Origin of the sequence: Anaeropeptidivorans aminofermentans (genome assembly GCF_940670685.1) — a bacterium.
GTDB classification, from domain to species: Bacteria; Bacillota; Clostridia; order Lachnospirales; family UBA5962; genus Anaeropeptidivorans; species Anaeropeptidivorans aminofermentans.
The window spans coordinates 2,561,628-2,577,958 of the sequence record NZ_OW711693.1 but is presented as its reverse complement, the minus strand read 5'-3'; the positions used below and the strand labels follow the sequence as shown (position 1 = coordinate 2,577,958).

At 40.8% G+C, this 16,331-nt stretch carries 14 protein-coding genes and 1 pseudogene; 10 read left to right on the top strand and 5 right to left on the bottom strand.

Going from position 1 to position 16,331, the window contains the following annotated elements; all coding sequences use genetic code 11:
- The first annotated feature begins 12 nt into the window (after nt 1-12).
- The 7 genes from NBX03_RS10870 to NBX03_RS10840 all read left to right on the top strand — a co-directional run bounded on the left by NBX03_RS10870 (nt 13) and on the right by NBX03_RS10840 (nt 6,259).
- Entirely contained in the window at nt 13-471 is a 459-nt protein-coding gene (locus NBX03_RS10870) for a PTS sugar transporter subunit IIA (RefSeq protein ID WP_250227799.1), read from the top strand.
- 34 nt (nt 472-505) lie between these two features.
- Nucleotides 506-1,498 carry a phosphoglycerate dehydrogenase gene (locus NBX03_RS10865; protein ID WP_250227798.1) on the top strand — a complete coding sequence of 331 codons (993 nt, stop codon included), beginning with the start codon at nt 506-508 and terminating at the stop codon, nt 1,496-1,498.
- Entirely contained in the window at nt 1,498-2,643 is a 1,146-nt protein-coding gene (gene dgoD / locus NBX03_RS10860; protein ID WP_250227797.1) for a galactonate dehydratase, read from the top strand. Before NBX03_RS10865 ends, dgoD begins: the two co-directional genes overlap by 1 nt.
- A 17-nt stretch (nt 2,644-2,660) precedes the next feature.
- The gene (locus NBX03_RS10855) at nt 2,661-3,308 is read left to right on the top strand and encodes a bifunctional 4-hydroxy-2-oxoglutarate aldolase/2-dehydro-3-deoxy-phosphogluconate aldolase (protein WP_250227796.1); all 648 of its coding nucleotides are present in this window, start codon (nt 2,661-2,663) and stop codon (nt 3,306-3,308) included.
- Between the two features lie 38 nt (nt 3,309-3,346).
- Complete coding sequence (locus NBX03_RS10850; protein ID WP_250227795.1) at nt 3,347-4,405, top strand: alcohol dehydrogenase catalytic domain-containing protein; 1,059 nt, start codon at nt 3,347-3,349, stop codon at nt 4,403-4,405.
- A 202-nt stretch (nt 4,406-4,607) separates the two neighbouring features.
- Entirely contained in the window at nt 4,608-4,898 is a 291-nt protein-coding gene (locus tag NBX03_RS10845) for a PTS sugar transporter subunit IIB (RefSeq protein WP_250227794.1), read from the top strand.
- Entirely contained in the window at nt 4,898-6,259 is a 1,362-nt protein-coding gene (locus NBX03_RS10840; protein ID WP_250227793.1) for a PTS galactitol transporter subunit IIC, read from the top strand. The genes NBX03_RS10845 and NBX03_RS10840 overlap by 1 nt, the downstream gene beginning before the upstream one ends.
- 151 nt (nt 6,260-6,410) lie before the next feature.
- Here the strand turns inward: NBX03_RS10840 and NBX03_RS10835 are convergent.
- Nucleotides 6,411-6,706: pseudogene (locus NBX03_RS10835) on the bottom strand (transposase); the annotation flags it as partial.
- Nucleotides 6,707-6,914: 208 nt separating this feature from the next.
- Between NBX03_RS10835 and NBX03_RS10830 the strand changes: the two are divergent.
- The 3 genes from NBX03_RS10830 (at nt 6,915) to NBX03_RS10820 (ending at nt 11,108) form a co-directional block, all read left to right on the top strand.
- Nucleotides 6,915-7,529, top strand: coding sequence for a TetR/AcrR family transcriptional regulator (locus NBX03_RS10830; protein ID WP_250227792.1), 615 nt, complete (start codon nt 6,915-6,917; stop codon nt 7,527-7,529).
- A 70-nt stretch (nt 7,530-7,599) separates the two neighbouring features.
- Entirely contained in the window at nt 7,600-9,366 is a 1,767-nt protein-coding gene (locus tag NBX03_RS10825) for an ABC transporter ATP-binding protein (protein ID WP_250227791.1), read from the top strand.
- Nucleotides 9,363-11,108, top strand: a complete 1,746-nt coding sequence (locus tag NBX03_RS10820) for an ABC transporter ATP-binding protein (protein WP_250227790.1) — start codon at nt 9,363-9,365, stop codon at nt 11,106-11,108. Before NBX03_RS10825 ends, NBX03_RS10820 begins: the two co-directional genes overlap by 4 nt.
- Before the next feature lie 152 nt (nt 11,109-11,260).
- Here NBX03_RS10820 and NBX03_RS10815 read toward each other — a convergent pair whose 3' ends face one another.
- From NBX03_RS10815 to NBX03_RS10800, 4 genes are all read right to left on the bottom strand, one after another.
- Nucleotides 11,261-11,575, bottom strand: coding sequence for a hypothetical protein (locus NBX03_RS10815; protein ID WP_250227789.1), 315 nt, complete (start codon nt 11,573-11,575; stop codon nt 11,261-11,263).
- 133 nt (nt 11,576-11,708) lie between these two features.
- The gene (locus NBX03_RS10810) at nt 11,709-12,533 is read right to left on the bottom strand and encodes a TIGR03943 family putative permease subunit (protein WP_250227788.1); all 825 of its coding nucleotides are present in this window, start codon (nt 12,531-12,533) and stop codon (nt 11,709-11,711) included.
- Nucleotides 12,534-14,111 carry a permease gene (locus NBX03_RS10805; RefSeq protein ID WP_250227787.1) on the bottom strand — a complete coding sequence of 526 codons (1,578 nt, stop codon included), beginning with the start codon at nt 14,109-14,111 and terminating at the stop codon, nt 12,534-12,536. It lies immediately after the preceding gene.
- Nucleotides 14,112-14,116: 5 nt separating this feature from the next.
- Nucleotides 14,117-15,094 (bottom strand): CobW family GTP-binding protein, encoded by a 978-nt coding sequence (locus tag NBX03_RS10800; RefSeq protein WP_250227786.1) that lies wholly within the window; start codon nt 15,092-15,094, stop codon nt 14,117-14,119.
- Nucleotides 15,095-16,331 lie beyond the last annotated feature (1,237 nt).

Sequence of the window (16,331 nt, the reverse complement as noted above, 5' to 3'; positions counted from 1 at the left end):
AGAAATTAATAGATGGACAAAATATCGTTTGACAAAAATATTGTCTATATTGACAAAGAATTTAAGGACACAGAGGAATTCTTTGAATTTGCTGCAAAGGAGCTTGAAGGTGAATATGTAGAGGAATCCTTTCTTGCCGCAATTAAAGAAAGAGAAGTATTTTTTCCTACAGGGCTCCCTATAGAGCCCTGGGGTATCGCCATACCCCATTGCGATTCAAAGCATATTTTAAAGCCATTTATATCCGTTTTCAGATTGAAAAAGCCTGTTCAATTCGTAGAGATGGGTACAGACGACAGGCGCTTGAATATTTCGATTATTTTCCTTCTGGGCTTTTTTCAGCATAATGGAAGCCAAATTGAGCTTTTGCAGATTTTAATGAGTAAGTTTACGGATAAAGCCTATGTAGAGGGTTTAATGGCGGCAAAGGATAAAGATGAATTAACCGATTTTCTAAATAAAAATATCTAGTGAATTTTATAGTTTCAGGGTTAAGGAGGAAGTTATGGACAAAAAGTTTAAAGTAGTTTCTACAGCGGTAACCTTTGGCAGATTTGTAAGCGAACCGGTGGAAAGGCTTAAGGCAATCGGCTGTGAAGTTATGATCAATCCTTACGGCAGGCCTTTTACCGATGCGGAAATGATAGAACATATTTCAGATGCCGATGCCATGATTGTGGGAAACGACAAGGTGAAAGGCGAAGTCATTGAAAAGCTTAGGAATTTAAAAATCATAGCCAAGCACGGCGTAGGCGTTGACGGTATTGATATTGATGCCGCCCATAAAAATAATATTATTGTAACCAATGCCCCGGGAACAAATAAAGAAGAGGTCGCCGACTGCGCCATGGGTTTTTTGCTCCTCATAGGCAGAGATTTCTGTAAGACAGTGGAAGAAACAAAGGCAAAAAAATGGCTTAAACGCCCGGGACAGAGCATGCATCAAAAGACCATCGGCATTATAGGGGTTGGCAATATCGGTCTTGCCATGGCCAAAAGAGCCACAGGCTTTGATATGAATATCCTCGGATATGACATTGCAGAGAAGCAGGAAGGCCTTGATTTGGGCATCAATTATGTAGGCCTTCAAGAGCTTCTGAAAAAATCTGATTACATAAGCCTTCATGTTCCTTTAAATGACGGAACAAGGAAAATGATAGGAAAAGAGCAGTTTCAGCTGATGAAAAAGGGCGTGATTTTAGCCAATACCGCAAGAAGCCAGATTATCGATACCGATGCCCTTTATGAGGCTTTAACAGATGGTACGGTTTTAGGCTATGCTACAGATGTTTTTGATTATGAGCCGCCGGAATGGCTCCCCTTATTTGATTTGCCTAATGTATATCTTACCCCCCATGAGGCAGGTACTACCTTTGATTCCAACAAAAGAATGGGAAATACCGCCGTTGATAATGTCATAGCAGTTTTACAGGGAGAGACACCGCCGAATTTAATAAGGGAAAATCCAAATAAAGCAAAGGGAAGGCAGGAAGATTAATGGTTATTACATCTGTAGAGGTTTATAAAGTAAAGCCCCGGTGGATTTTTCTAAAAGTGAACACAGATGAGGGTATATCCGGCTGGGGAGAATGCGTCGGCGGGACAAGAACGGAAACCGTCGTAAACTGCATAAAGGAAACAGCAGACTATTTAATCGGAAAAAACCCTCTTGATATAGAAGCTCATTTTCAGCTGATGTACCGGTTCTTTTTCAGAGGCGGCCCTATTCATATGACGGCGGTTTCGGGGTTAGAAACAGCCCTTTGGGATATTAAAGGGAAATATCATAATATGCCGGTTTATGATTTTCTTGGAGGCAAGGCAAGAGAGAAAATAATGGTGTATTCATGGATTGGGGGAGACAGGCCCTGCGACACCGGAAAGGAAGCCCTTGACAGAAAAGAAAAAGGATTTAAAGCAGTAAAGCTGAATGCCCTTGCGGAAATGCATTACATAGATTCCCATAAGAAAATCGATGCTGTTCTTGAAAATATGCAGGCCATCAGAACTGCCGTGGGATACGAGCTTGAAGTGGGGATTGATTTTCACGGAAGGGTCCACAAGGCTATGGCAAAGGTTTTAGTAAAGGAGCTTGAGGCTTTTAAGCCAATGTTCATAGAAGAGCCTGTGCTTCCTGAAAATGAAGAAGCCTTAAAACATATAGCGGCCCATACCAGTATTCCGATTGCAACAGGGGAACGGCTTTCCACCAGATGGGATTTCAAGCATCTTCTTTCGGCAGGGATTGTAGATATTATACAGCCAGACGTTGCCCTTTCAGGGGGCATCCTTGAAACCAAAAAGATTGCCGCCATGGCTGAAGCTTTTGACATTGCCGTGGCTCCTCATGCGCCTTACGGTCCTATTGCCCTTGCAGCAAGCATTCAGGTTGACGTATGTACGCCCAATGTGTTTATTCAGGAGCAGAGCTTAGGCATTCACTATAACAGAGGATTTGACCTTTTGGACTTTGTAAAGAATAAAGAGATGTTCCAGTATCATGACGGGTACGTAGATATTCCCAAGGGGCCGGGGCTCGGCGTTGAAATAGACGAAGAAAAGGTAAAGGAAGTAAGCACACAGGACCTTAATTGGCGCAATCCCAAGTGGAAAAACCATGACGGTACCATGGCAGAATGGTAAAAGAAAGGAGTATTGAAATGAATGATTTAAAAATACTCACTGGCTTAAAAGAAGAGGGAATATGTGCAATTGTTAGAGGAATCCCTAAAGGAAAGGCATGCAAAACGGCTGAGGCATTGATTAAGGGAGGAATAAGCTCTATAGAAGTTGCCTATAACACCCAAGATGCAAGTGAAATCATTAAGGAGTTAAGCCGTGAGTTTGCAGGAGACCTTACTATAGGGGCGGGAACCGTGCTCGATACGGAAACCGCCAGAGAGGCAATGCTTGCAGGGGCCCAATTTGCCCTTTCTCCGACTTTAAATACAGGGGTAATTAAAATATGCCAGAAATATAATATCCTCTGCGTTCCGGGGGTAGCGACCCCTACAGAGATGCTTGCGGCGTGGGAAAGCGGGGCAAGAATCGTAAAGGTATTTCCTGCTAAAATTTACGGTCCCGAATATATCAAACAGGTTAAAGGGCCTTTGGATCACATCAGTATTATGGTGGTAGGGGGCATAGGCCTTGACAATATTCAGGATTTTATAAAATCAGGAGCCGACTGTGCAGGAATCGGAAGCGATTTAGTGAACAACAAGCTTATAGAAGCGGATAAATTTTCAGAAATAACAGAAAGAGCCAAGCGTTTTACAGCTCTTTTTAAAGAAGCACGTTATAAATAGCAAGCCATACATAAAAACATTATAAAGGAGGCAGAAATATGAAAGCAGCAGTATTTAACGGTATCAGAGATATTACCATAGAGGAGATAGAAAAGCCCATGCCGGGGCCTGATGATTTTGTATTAAAAGTAAAGGCAGCCGCTCTTTGCGGTTCTGATTTAAGAACTTATCTTCATGGGCACCCTAAAATTAAGACTCCCCATGTTCTTGGTCATGAATTTGCAGGTGTTGTAGAATCCGTAGGGGAAAATGTTACTTTTGTAAAGGTGGGCGACAGAGTTGCAGTTCATCCCGGCGTTCCCTGCGGCCATTGTTATTACTGTGACAGAGGCCAGCAGAACATGTGCGAAACCAGAAAGCAAATCGGCGGCCAGTATCCCGGAGCTTTTGCTGAATATGTTAACATTCCCGGAAAATGCATAGAAGTAGGGACCGTTGTTCATATTCCAGAGGAATGCAGCTTTGAAATAGCTACCTTAGGGGACCCGCTCGTATCTGCCCTTAACGGACAGGAAATACTGAATGTTCAATACGGTGACACGGTGCTTATTTTAGGTGCAGGCCCCATCGGATATTTCCATGCTATGCTTGCTAGACTTAAGGGCGCAGGTAATATTATTCTTGCCAACAGGTCTCAGGGACGTCTGGATTATGCAAAAGAGCATAACATTGCAGATAATTACTACTGCATAGGCAGAGACGCAAAAGACATTAAACCTTTCAGAGATTACATAAATTCCATGACAGAAGGCAGAGGTGCAGAAGTTGTTATCGTTGCCAATACCTCTACGGAATCGGCCCGTCAGGCTGTGCAGCTTGCAGCTAAAAACGGAAAGGTGCTGCTCTTTGCAGGATTTCCAAAGGATGCGCCTGAGCTTGGCGTTGACGGCAATCTTATCCACTATAACCAGTTAAATGTTATGGGCGCTTTAGGCTCTACCCCAAGGCAGTATCAGCTTGCAGAGAAGATGCTTTTTACGAACAAGATAAACGGCAATATTATGATTACCCACCGCATACCGCTTGAAGAAATAAACGAAGGCTTCCAAAAGATGATAGACGGAGAAGGGGTAAAGATAGTTATTGATAAATTTTAGTGATACTTATAAAACTTTAAAACAAATCTTTATTTAAAGCTTCATGGCTTTTCTTAAGCGCATAGCAAATAAACTTAGCCTTTTTAAGTTTCTTTTATGCCTCATAAAAGTAAATTAGCTATATATAAAAAGCAGAGCTGATTTTTACAGCTTTCATAAAAGGCGTATCTGCTTTCAACAAAAATAGGGAGGGAATTTATTTATGAAGAAGGTTTTAACAATTTGCGGTTCAGGCGTTGCCACAAGTGTTATGTGTGCCAACAAAATAAAACAGTTTTGCGAGAAAAACGGTATTGATGTCGAAGTAAAGGCAATATCCTTCGGTCAGCTTGACCCTAAAAGCGTAGATGCTGACTGTATCGTATCAGTGAATCCAAACTTATCTATTGATGTAGATGTCCCTGTTATCAGCGGGGTTTCCCTTTTAACAGGCATGGGACAGGAACAGACCCTGCAGTCTGTTGTAGATGTTCTTAAGAGAGGGGCTAAATAATGGAAGCATTATTAAATTCAGTTAATTATATCATCGGGCTTGGAGCCGCTGTTTTTCTTCCCATAATAATGTTTGGTCTCGGCCTTCTTTTCGGGCTTAAGCCGGGCAGGGCACTAAGGTCAGGTATTATGTTTGGTGTTGCCTTTACTGCGGTGAATATTTTCATCTCTCAACTGCTGGTAGGGCAGATTGCACCTATTGCAAAAGAAGCCGTAACCCAATCCGGCCTTGAGCTTACAGCCCTTGATGTAGGCTGGTCTGCCGCTTCTATGATAAGCTGGGCATGGCCCTATGCGGCAACGATGTTTCCCATTCAGATAGCTGTCAATATTTTAATGCTTGCCATAGGCTTTACAAGCACTTTAAATGTTGATTTATGGAATGTGTGGTCAAAGATTTTCGCCGCCGCAGTAACATATTTCTTTACAGGCAATTTGATTCTTTCATACTTAGTGGCAATTTTAGTTGTAATCATAGAGCTTAAGCTTGGCGATTACGTAGCCATACGCGTTCAGAAGACTTCAGGGATACCGGATATTACAGTGCCCCACCTTGGGATGATGTTCCTTCTTCCGATTATGCCTTTGGCCTATCTTCTTGACAGGATACCGGCTTTAAATAAAAGCCCCCTTGATGCAGCGGCTCTCCGTAGAAAGTTCGGTTTTATCGGTGACCCTATGATTTTAGGCGCTATTATGGGTATATTACTTGGATTGATTTCAGGCTCCGGTATTACAGCTACCCTTAAACTGAGCATTACTGTTGCCACAGTTATGCTGGTTCTTCCAAGGCTTGCTTCCATATTCAGTGAAGCCCTTCAGCCTATATCAGAAGCGGCGGCAGAGTTTATGAAGCGCAGATTCCCCGGCAAAAAGGTATATATCGGCCTTGACTGGCCTGTGCTTGCAGGAAACGAATCCGTTATTACATCATCTATCATATTGATTCCTGTATTAGTTCTTCTTGCATTCATTATTCCCGGAAACAAAACTCTTCCTTTCGGAGACGTTGCAAACTTTGCCTCCATATTAATGGGTGCTGCGGTTATCTCCAAAGGTGATTTAAGAAAAACCCTTATCATGGGTATTCCTATTTTAGCTATTGCCCTTATGGGCGCAAGCGCTGTTGCCACGCCGTTTACCCAATTAGCCCAAAGCGTAGGCTACGAAATGCCTGCCGGAGCAGCAGAGATAACATGGCTTAAAACATCACCTGTAGTATGGGGATTATTCGGATTCCTTGAGAAAAACTTCATTATAGGTATCGTAATGGTAGTTCTTGGCCTTATAAGCTTCTATATTTTAAAGAAGTTCTATGCAGAGCCGGATTTAAAAGAATTAGAGGAATCACAAAACAAATAATCTGATTATCATAGCAAAGATTAAAGGCTATGGTGCAAACCACCTGTTTAACGGGTGGTTTGCACTAGCTACTGACGTAGTGCCTTAAGATGTATTCAATTATTCCATCAACCTTATTACTTTTTCAGGGAGCCGCTAAAGCGGCTTCTTTTTATTCCTTTTTATTCTTATCACCCGCAAATGGGTCTATATATTCTTTTATTGATATTTGATCTTCTATTATACCTTTATACCTTCCTGTAGCTGATTCCAGATATACTCTCTTATTACACCTGTATTTCATCCTACTGTATCTACATAATACCTTTTGTATCCAAAATGCCGGTTTCCATATTTATACTTTAAATTCGCATGCCTATTAAATATTATTAGTCTGCTTTTTCCTTTTAAAAAACCCACAAACTGCCCAATACTTAAACTTGGGGGTGTCTCTGCTAACATATGTAATAACTATCATTGTTTTACAGAATTAGATATAATTCTATAGAGAATTGCAGGGCAGGAGTACCGCCATTGAGCTTTGTAAAATTAAGTCATTACTTAAAATATTTAATAGATGCTGAGAAAGCAGGTCGATTTTCCCACCAAAAAATGTTGACAAAAAGATAAAGCTATGATATAACACTGTTATAAATATCCTGAAGGGAGGGCTTACATGGCAGGCGAATCCACTCAAAACCGTATACTGGAGGCAGGCAAGGCTGAATTTTTGCAAAAGGGATATAAAAATGCCTCTTTACGGAGCATTGCCCGAGAGGCAGGGGTTACTACAGGGGCAATCTATGGCTATTACCCCGACAAAGCAGCTTTATTTGATGCTCTCGTTTCAGAGCCGGCGAATTATCTTCGGGATTGGTATTTTTCAGTACAGAGTAAATTTGACGCATTCCCTGCCGATTATAAGGAAAAGCAGGTGCACAGCTACTCAAGCCATGCCTTGGAGGAATTTATCAGCTATGTATACCTCCATTTTGATGCTTTCAAACTTGTGGTGTGCTGCTCTGCCGGTACGGAATATGAGCATTACATTGACAGTTTGCTTGAAATAGAAATAGAGCATACCCGGCGGTTTATCAATGCGCTGCGTAATTTGGGGCATGATATTCCCAATATTGACGACGATATGAACCATATTCTTTCCAGTGCCTTTTACTACGGCATTTTTGAGACTGTTGCCCACGATATGCCTAAGGAACGAGCGTTGGAATATATTCGTACGTTAAATAAATTTTATAGTGCCGGTTGGGATACCATTTTAGGGCTGAAATAGCCCTAAAATTTTTAGGCGTTAGTTAACTTAGGCTAATAAATATATCTAATTTATATAAGGAGGAGTCAAAATGAATCAAGATTCAAGAGGTGTTGTTTCGTGGCTGTGGGAGTTTGCTTACCCCCACAAAGGCGGGTATATTGCCTCGTTAATTTTTGCCACTTTGGGGGTAGCCTGCAGCATGGTGCCTTATTTTTTAGTGGCGCAAATAGTACTTGCACTGCTTCGGGGAGAAACCGATATGGGCATTTATGGTTTTTACTGCCTGCTTGCCGCAGGATTTTGGATGCTTCGGTATCTGTTCCATGGTATTTCCACGTCGCTTTCTCATAAATCCACCTTTGCAGTGCTCTCAGAGGTGCGTTTAAAGCTAACCCAAAAGCTTACTCGGTTACCGATGGGCTATCTGCTGGATACTCCTTCAGGAAGGCTTAAAAACATCATAGTGGAACGGGTAGACAGTATGGAAACCACTCTTGCTCATGTTGTGCCGGAAATGGGAGGCAATATTTTGATTTCCATTGTCACTGTGGTGTATCTTTTTGTTTTGGACTGGCGTATGGCACTGGCGGCGATTATACCTCTGCCGCTGGGGATTTTATGCTATATGGGCATGATGGGTAGCTATGAGGCGCGTTTTAAGAATTATGTTATTAAAAATAAGCGTCTCAATGATGTGGCGGTGGAATATATCGGCGGTATTGAGGTCATTAAGGCTTTTAACCAGTCGGCTTCCTCTTATGAAAAATTTACAACCGCAGCAAAAGAAGCCGCTTACTCTGCTATTGACTGGATGCGTTCGACTTTGCCCTTTTTTTCTCTGGCTATGTCGGTATTTCCAGCGGTTCTGGTTAGCGTACTGCCCATCGGAACTATGCTGTATATGAAGGGCAGTTTACCTATTGAAACCTTTATCGTGTCTATAATTTTATCACTGGGCATTATGGGCCCTCTTATTACAACGATGAGTTATTCAGATGACGTAGGTAAAATACACACCATCGTGGGCGAAGTAACCGACGTGTTAACCCAGCCCGACCTTGTTCGCCCTACGGCTCCCGCGACAGTAAAGGGCTATGACATTCGATTAGAAGATGTTAGCTTTGCTTATGAGGAAAAGCCGGTGCTTCAAGGGGTAAACCTCTCGATACCGGCAGGCAGCGTGACGGCGTTGGTTGGACCTTCAGGCGGCGGAAAATCCACCATTGCCAAACTAATAGCTTCTTTGTGGGACACAGGCGATGGGCAAATCACCATCGGCGGAACCGATATACGTCAAATACCGCTTGCTCAGCTGAATAGCATGATTGCTTATGTGGCACAGGATAATTATCTTTTCGACGAAAGCATACGGGAAAATATCCGCATGGGTAAGTCTAATGCAAGCGATGAAGAAGTGGAAGAGGTAGCCCGTAAAAGCGGCTGCCACGACTTTATTATGCAGCTGGAGAAAGGCTATGAAACCCGTGCCGGCGGTGCCGGCGGGCATCTTTCGGGAGGAGAGCGGCAACGCATTACCATAGCACGAGCCATGCTTAAAGACGCCCCTATTATCATTCTTGACGAAGCAACAGCCTATACCGACCCGGAAAACGAGGCGGTCATACAGGCGGCGGTATCTAGGCTGGTGGAGGGTAAAACTCTCATTGTTATTGCTCATAGGCTTTCTACCATTACCGATTCCGACAGTATCGTTGTCATAGAAAAAGGACAGGTTGCGGCCCAAGGCACTCACAGCGTTTTGTTGACCTCCTCACCTCTTTATAAGAGTATGTGGAAGGCTCATACATCTGCCAAGGACGGCGTGGAAATTACATCAAAGGAGGTGATTGCATGATAGCCATATTCAAAAAGTTCTTCCAATTCAGCGGTAATCAGCGCCGTCTGTTTTATCAGTCGCTTGGCCTTTCCTTGATTCATGCCTTGTTTGAGTCGCTGCGTATCCCTGCCATTGCCGTCGTGCTGACTGCGCTTATGAATGAGCGTGTAAGCGTGCAAACGGTGTGGATATCCTTTGGTATTATGTTGGTGAGCGTTATAGGCTGTATGCTGACCCGGCGAAGCCTTACCATGAAGCAGACCGTCGGCGGATATACGGTCGCTACCAACAAGCGCGTAGAAATTGGCGAAAGGCTCAAATACATGCCTATGGGCTATTTTAACGACAACAGCCTCGGTGACATTACTTCCATCACCACGAACACTGCGGAAAATCTCCAAGATGTTGCAACAAGAGTGATTATGCTCACTACCCAAGGACTTTTGACCACTGCCATGTTCACTTTTGTTATTCTGCTTTATGATTGGCGTATTGGGCTTCTTCTCCTTGTAGGAATTTCTGCATTTTTCGGTATCAATGCCCTCATGCAGAAAAAATCCCATCAGGTTTCACCTCTAAAAACAGCATCTGATACCCGCCTGGTAGGATCAGTTTTAGAATATGTGCAGGGGATTGGGGTAGTCCGCTCTTATAACCTCGATCAAGAAGCCAATAAAACCGTTGATCAAGCTATCAAAGAGAATGAGGAAATCAATGTTAAGCTTGAAAAAACCTTTGTACCTTATACCGGTACGCAGAGCTTTGTACTTAAGCTCTTTGGCATTGCTATGATTTTTCTTTCTGTGCTGCTGTATGTAAGAGGTTCTATAGAGCTGATTAATTGTTTGCTTCTGGTTATTTCCTCCTTTATGGTGTATGCCCAGCTGGATACCGCAGGCAATTACAGCGCACTTTTGCGTGTGCTTGACCTTTCTATGGATAAAATTAATAAGGTATTTGAAACTCCCGTGATGGATATAGACGGAAAAGCCATAAAGCCCAAATCCTGCACTATAAAAGGGGAGCAGGTGACATTCCGCTACGAAAATAAAAAGGTAATCGACAAGGTTTCCTTTGAGATACCCGAAGGAAGTACCACTGCCATCGTGGGTCCCTCAGGCGGCGGCAAAACCACGCTAACCAGCCTTATGGCTCGCTTTTGGGACGTAGACAGTGGCAGTATCACCCTTGGCGGCATTGATGTTCGGGAGTATACCTTGGATAGCCTGCTGAGTAATTTCAGTATGGTATTTCAAAATGTTTATCTCTTTAATGATACCATTGCCAACAATATCAAGTTCGGAAAGCCTAATGCAACTATGGCAGAGGTAGAAGAAGCGGCAAGAAAGGCATGCTGCCACGACTTTATCAGTGCTTTGCCCGAGGGCTACGATACGATAATCGGTGAAGGCGGCGCTACTATTTCCGGAGGTGAAAAACAGCGTATTTCCATTGCCCGTGCCCTCTTAAAGGATGCGCCCATCATAATCCTTGACGAGGCCACCGCCAATGTGGACCCGGAAAACGAGGCTTTGCTTCAGGAAGCAATTGCCGAACTTACTTATGGCAAAACTATTATTATGATTGCCCACCGCTTGAAAACTGTCCAGAATGCCGACCAAATTCTTGTACTGGATCAAGGTAAGATAACCCAGCGGGGAACCCATCGGGAGCTTATGCAGGCAGGCGGTTTATATGCCGATTTTATCCGTATGCGTGAAAAATCCATTGGCTGGAAACTGGGCGGCCGCATAGCTTGATTTGAAGAAAGTTATTTTTGGCTTATTCTGTACTTGCGAGAAAGGATTTGCAAGGCTGTATAGCCAAGAAATATAATAAGGCCTATCATAACAATAAAAAGAGGTGGTACAAAATTTTTCACACCACCTCTTTTTTAGGATAGGGATATTATTCAGACTTTTTCCTTCATAAATAAGTTTCTGCCATGTTTTAAGGGATGAAATACACGTTTGCTGGAAACCGCTCCAGCCTCAGGGTCGTGTATTGTGCCGTCTTGCAGTGTCATATTTACTTCATTATATCCTGCTCCTACAGTAAAAGGATTTATCATCTGCATACTGAGATTCTTTACAAGCAGACAAAAATAGGAGCTGTCGTTCGAAATAACCACGTTAGAGCAGTGAAGCCCTGGCATATTAAAGGATTTATTTGTGTCGATGGCCATAATAATATCACTTAAATCTCTACAATTCTTACGATAAACCAATGGGCTTAACCGTTTTTGCCTTATATTTTTTATATTTTTGTATGCAGCCAGGGAAATATTAATTTTTAAATGTCAAAAGTGGAATAAAGCTCAAGTAGTTTTTATGATTTTAGAATTTATAAAACCTTTAATATCAATAGGGATAGACATATCCTTCCAAAGGCTTTGCGGGGGTAATACGAATGACCTCTAGCTGAGGTTCTTCATATATTTTGCCGCCAAACTCATAAGTTCCGGTAAAAATAATCCCTTCGACAGTAACCCATTCCTCTGGGTTAAGCTCAGATGCCTTGTTATATCGGCAAATCAGCCCCATAGGGACTAAATCTGCGACACAGCAAGTCATTGCAAGGCGGGCAGGTACGAATTCATTTTCTTTTACGATTTTAGGGTCTTTGTATATAAAACCTGTTGTAATTAAGGTATATCCCTCATAGGTTTTCATATCCGCGTATAATACATTCATCCACAGGAAAAAGTTATCATCGGATAAGGTGATTCTTTTATTTTCCGGGTCCAGACCGGGAAGAGCGCCGGAGGGTTCATTTTCATAAATATCGGGCTGTGTGCTTGATAGGGTATTTCCCAATAATTCCACTTTTTTGAATATATTTTCTCCCTGATTACTTAAAAAAGAAGCTACACTGATATAATTTCCCAAAAAGTCCGATGCGCCCAAGGCCTGATGGGGGAGGAGTATCAGCAATGCCGGAATAGCAAGTACCATACAGTGCATAGACCTTATTTTATATTTAGTAAGAAACAGCCGTCTAATGCTTGAAAATGACCATATTGCCATAATGAAAGCTGAAAAATAAAGATAAGGAGCCATTTTAGGCGTAACATAGTTAAGGTATTTTCCGCTTTTAACGAGATAAATCATTAGCCCGCCGAAAATACTGTAACATAAGATTTCTAGAAAAATTTGAGGATTAAATGCTCTTAATTTAATTTCCATTTAAACTCCTCCCATTCCATACAGCAGGAAAACAACCAAAAAGCATACGGTAAATGCCGTAAAAAGTAATTTTAAAATAAAACTCTTTGAAAATCCGGAAGAGAGCATCATTATATTTTTTATGTCCATCATCGGCCCGAATATAAGAAAGGCCATAACGGCTCCCATGGGAAACTGCCGGGCAAAGCTTCGGGCGACAATTGCATCCGATGAGGAGCATAAAGAAAGAACAAATGCCATTGCCATCATAATTATAATAGAGATTGCCAATCCAGTACCGCTTTCCATTGAGATAAACAGATTCGTACCCATGATTTGAAAGGCAGAGGCTACGAAAGAGCCAATCATTAAATATTTTCCTACATCAAAAAATTCGGCTTGGGAGTGGCGTATAAAAAGCCCTATTTTCCCCGGCAGGGAATTAATAGACTCAGTATCTTCATAAAATCCGCAGCTGCACATAATGCGGTCAAAGCTTCCCCCCGATAAGATATCCTCTTTATAAGACTTCAGGGAAAAAACAAGACCAATAATAATTGCCGAAACTATGCCTAAACAAATACGTTCTAATACGACATTCAGGCTTCCAAAGGCATAGTAAGTGGATAAAATAACTACGGGGTTTATAATGGGGGTTACTGTCATAAATGTTACTGCGGCGGGAAGAGGGACGCCTTTTCTTACCAGACTCCGAAAGATTGGAATAGAGGCGCAGTCACACACAGGAAGGCAAAAACCAGCCAATATGGCAACAGCCATTCCAAGCTCCGGTGATTTTGGAAAGTGTTTTTCTATAAAGGTTTTAGGTATAAAAACCTGAATTGCAGAGGACAGCAATACACCAATCAGCAAAAAGGGCACAGCTTGAAGGATAATGCCCAGAAAAACATTTATAACCCTATTTACCGGTATGTTAAGGCCTTCAAGAACCGGCTTACCAAAAAGGTATATAAAAATAATAAATATAGAAGTTAATAAAAATGAATTTAAAGGGTGTATTTTTCTGCTAAAGATTTCGTTATATATCTCCTCGCTTATATTCATACCCTTCGTTTCATAGATATTTGCTTTGGGGTTTATCCCTTTTATAAGACGGCGTATTTTATCGGAAGAATATTCAAAGGAAGAGCGGAGAACAATAAAATCACTGTCGGAAATCTGACCCGGAAGTGCGCTTCCTGTTCTTCCAAGAAAATTTTCTATATTCCTGCAGTCTGCAATATGAAATACCTTTTGTATTTTGCATCGAGTTTGCAAGGCATTGTTTAAAAGCAAGTCCTGCAATTGGGATACAGGAACCATGCAGTTCCATTCAACCCAGATTTCATCGATTTTATTGCTGCTTATATAATGCAGCATATCTTTTATTATTTTTTCAGGATTATTTTCTAACTGCCTTTTAGTAAACATAAGATTTCCACAATTTTCATACCGGCTGAAAAACTCTTCTTCACCGGCTTCAAATTGAATTACAAGCAATTGAAGCTCCCGGCAGTCACGTCTATTCAGCATATTATTTAAAAATGAAGTTTTTCCGGAATCCAGAAAACCGGTGATAGCATAAACGGGTATCTTCATTATGTTCACTCCCCATCAAAGAGATTTATAAGCTCCTGGCGGTTAAGCCCCTGACCTATAATACAGAGCATATCTCCGTTGACAGGGCAATTTGTTATTTCAAAGTTTTCGGGAAGATATTGCAAATGAATATATCCGTTTATTCCTTTTAAAATGCCCTTTGCCCGTAGAATAGTTCCTTCTGCGTTCCGTTCCATATAAGATATCCGTGACTTTAAATCTTCTGCAGTAAAAGCCTTTGAAGTCCTTATAGTAACAGTGTCAAATACTTCTTCGGCTGAGTGGGAATGATTGCAAGCATAAGAGCTTATCTCATTATGGTGAACGTGATTGCAGTTATGATGATTGCTGCTGCATTTTTTAACATGTTTATGTAAGAGTGTGGGAGTATTAGTATTATATTTGGGAGGAAGAATTTCTTCTACAGAGATTTTATCCCATGGCCTGGATAGAATAGCGGCATTTTTATTAAGTTCCTTAATGAGCTCAATTACTTCGTTTACTTTATGGTGAAAATCTTCTGAATGCCTTAAAAGGATCGTATCCGCATTTTGAATCTGGTCTTCAAAAAATTCACCGAAATTATTAAGATATATTTTGAACCTTTTAACATCGGCAACGGTTATTTTCGCTGTAACTTTAGCAAGAGGCCTGATACTTTTATCAGAACAGGACTTTATAATATCCGACAATTTTCCGACGCCTGAAGGTTCAATGAATATGGCATCGGGCTTGAATCGTCTTAACAGCTCCTGCAATGCTTTTATAAAATTGCCTGAAAGATTGCAGCATATACAGCCTGAATTTATTTCGGTAACTTCAACATTGCCAGATTTCAAAAGCGCAGCATCAACGCTTATATCCCCAAAATCATTTTCTATAAGAGCTATCTTCTTATCTTGAAAGCCCTCTTTAAGCAGTTTCTGAATCAAAGTGGTTTTTCCTGCTCCTAAAAACCCTGAAATGATATATATTTCAGCCATAGTATTCTCCTTTATAAAAATAGTTAATAAATTTTAGACGAGTTACAATTCTATCAAAAACAATCCCTTTAAATCTTATATAAAAATAATTAAGACAAGTAGGCTATAATTATGTTTATTAATTTAATAAGCTAATTATACATATCTCAAATTATAATAGATTAATTAAAACTGAATTATTTGCAGAAGGATATAAGCATATGCAAATAAGCTGTTAGACATATTGCCTGTAAGCTTTGCTTCGAAGAAGCACGTTATATTTTTTTATAATTTCAATCACCGAAGTATAGTAAAACAAGTAAATAAATGCCACAAAAGCCTTATATTCAAAATAGTTCAAAAATGTACGGTTCTTTGCGGAAATCCATGTTTTTGAACTATGGGGATAGGCTTTTGCGGCTACATTATTTTGCTTAACTATATTTTGCGGTGGCTAAGCTTCATAAGAAAATAAGTTTTGTCTAAAGCTTTAAAGATAGAGGCCGGTAAACCATAGATTGAATAAGGGTTAGAAAGCATCACAAAATACTTAGCAAACATTTTGATTGAATTTCTTCAATATAATTGAGAAATCATTCTTTTGGAAGAGGCGTGACACTAAGATTTGTATAGCTGAAAGCCAGAACTTTTAATAGAGAAAATTTAATTATACCTATTGCATCAATATAAAAAGTCAATTTATAATAGGAAAACTAAGACTTTGGGAATAGGCCAACAGAAGCCACAATACAGTAAGATTAAGAAAAAGTTATCTGAATTTCAAACCTATATTTTAGCTTTCCCCGATTATAAATAATATAATTTTAATTGCAAAAATATAAACTCGTATCAAAAGTGTGGTGAGGAACAAAAATAACCCCGATAAGCCCTGAATTTACAAGGTTTGACGGGGTTATTGTTTCTATTCCCACTCGCCGAGTTAATCTCGTTTCTAAACTTTTTCGTTTAGATATTTTAATTCCATTTGATAGTATATGATTTCAGTTATCCTTATCCTAACGGGTTGCCGAACTTTTGCTATCAAAAATCTATCAGTTGCTCGCTATCGCAGGTCGCATTCACTGTGGCCTTGCAATAGGTTTGCGGGTTAAGCAAATATGTTTCAACGATCATCGGCGCAATTATTTCCATGCTAATTGCCAATTCTCATTATAGCATATATCAACAAGATATTTAATGCTTTCAAAATCTTTTGCGTTTTTTATCGTTGCTTCCGCTTCTCCAGTTCCCCAGTGCC

What these genes read in the sequence shown, in the direction of transcription:
- NBX03_RS10870 (WP_250227799.1), top strand. Translation starts at nt 13, where the DNA reads ATGGACAAAATATCGTTTGACAAAAATATTGTCTATATTGACAAAGAA.
- NBX03_RS10865 (WP_250227798.1), top strand. Translation starts at nt 506, where the DNA reads ATGGACAAAAAGTTTAAAGTAGTTTCTACAGCGGTAACCTTTGGCAGA.
- dgoD (WP_250227797.1), top strand. Translation starts at nt 1,498, where the DNA reads ATGGTTATTACATCTGTAGAGGTTTATAAAGTAAAGCCCCGGTGGATT.
- NBX03_RS10855 (WP_250227796.1), top strand. Translation starts at nt 2,661, where the DNA reads ATGAATGATTTAAAAATACTCACTGGCTTAAAAGAAGAGGGAATATGT.
- NBX03_RS10850 (WP_250227795.1), top strand. Translation starts at nt 3,347, where the DNA reads ATGAAAGCAGCAGTATTTAACGGTATCAGAGATATTACCATAGAGGAG.
- NBX03_RS10845 (WP_250227794.1), top strand. Translation starts at nt 4,608, where the DNA reads ATGAAGAAGGTTTTAACAATTTGCGGTTCAGGCGTTGCCACAAGTGTT.
- NBX03_RS10840 (WP_250227793.1), top strand. Translation starts at nt 4,898, where the DNA reads ATGGAAGCATTATTAAATTCAGTTAATTATATCATCGGGCTTGGAGCC.
- NBX03_RS10830 (WP_250227792.1), top strand. Translation starts at nt 6,915, where the DNA reads ATGGCAGGCGAATCCACTCAAAACCGTATACTGGAGGCAGGCAAGGCT.
- NBX03_RS10825 (WP_250227791.1), top strand. Translation starts at nt 7,600, where the DNA reads ATGAATCAAGATTCAAGAGGTGTTGTTTCGTGGCTGTGGGAGTTTGCT.
- NBX03_RS10820 (WP_250227790.1), top strand. Translation starts at nt 9,363, where the DNA reads ATGATAGCCATATTCAAAAAGTTCTTCCAATTCAGCGGTAATCAGCGC.
- NBX03_RS10810 (WP_250227788.1), bottom strand. Translation starts at nt 12,533, where the DNA reads ATGGAAATTAAATTAAGAGCATTTAATCCTCAAATTTTTCTAGAAATC.
- NBX03_RS10805 (WP_250227787.1), bottom strand. Translation starts at nt 14,111, where the DNA reads ATGAAGATACCCGTTTATGCTATCACCGGTTTTCTGGATTCCGGAAAA.
- NBX03_RS10800 (WP_250227786.1), bottom strand. Translation starts at nt 15,094, where the DNA reads ATGGCTGAAATATATATCATTTCAGGGTTTTTAGGAGCAGGAAAAACC.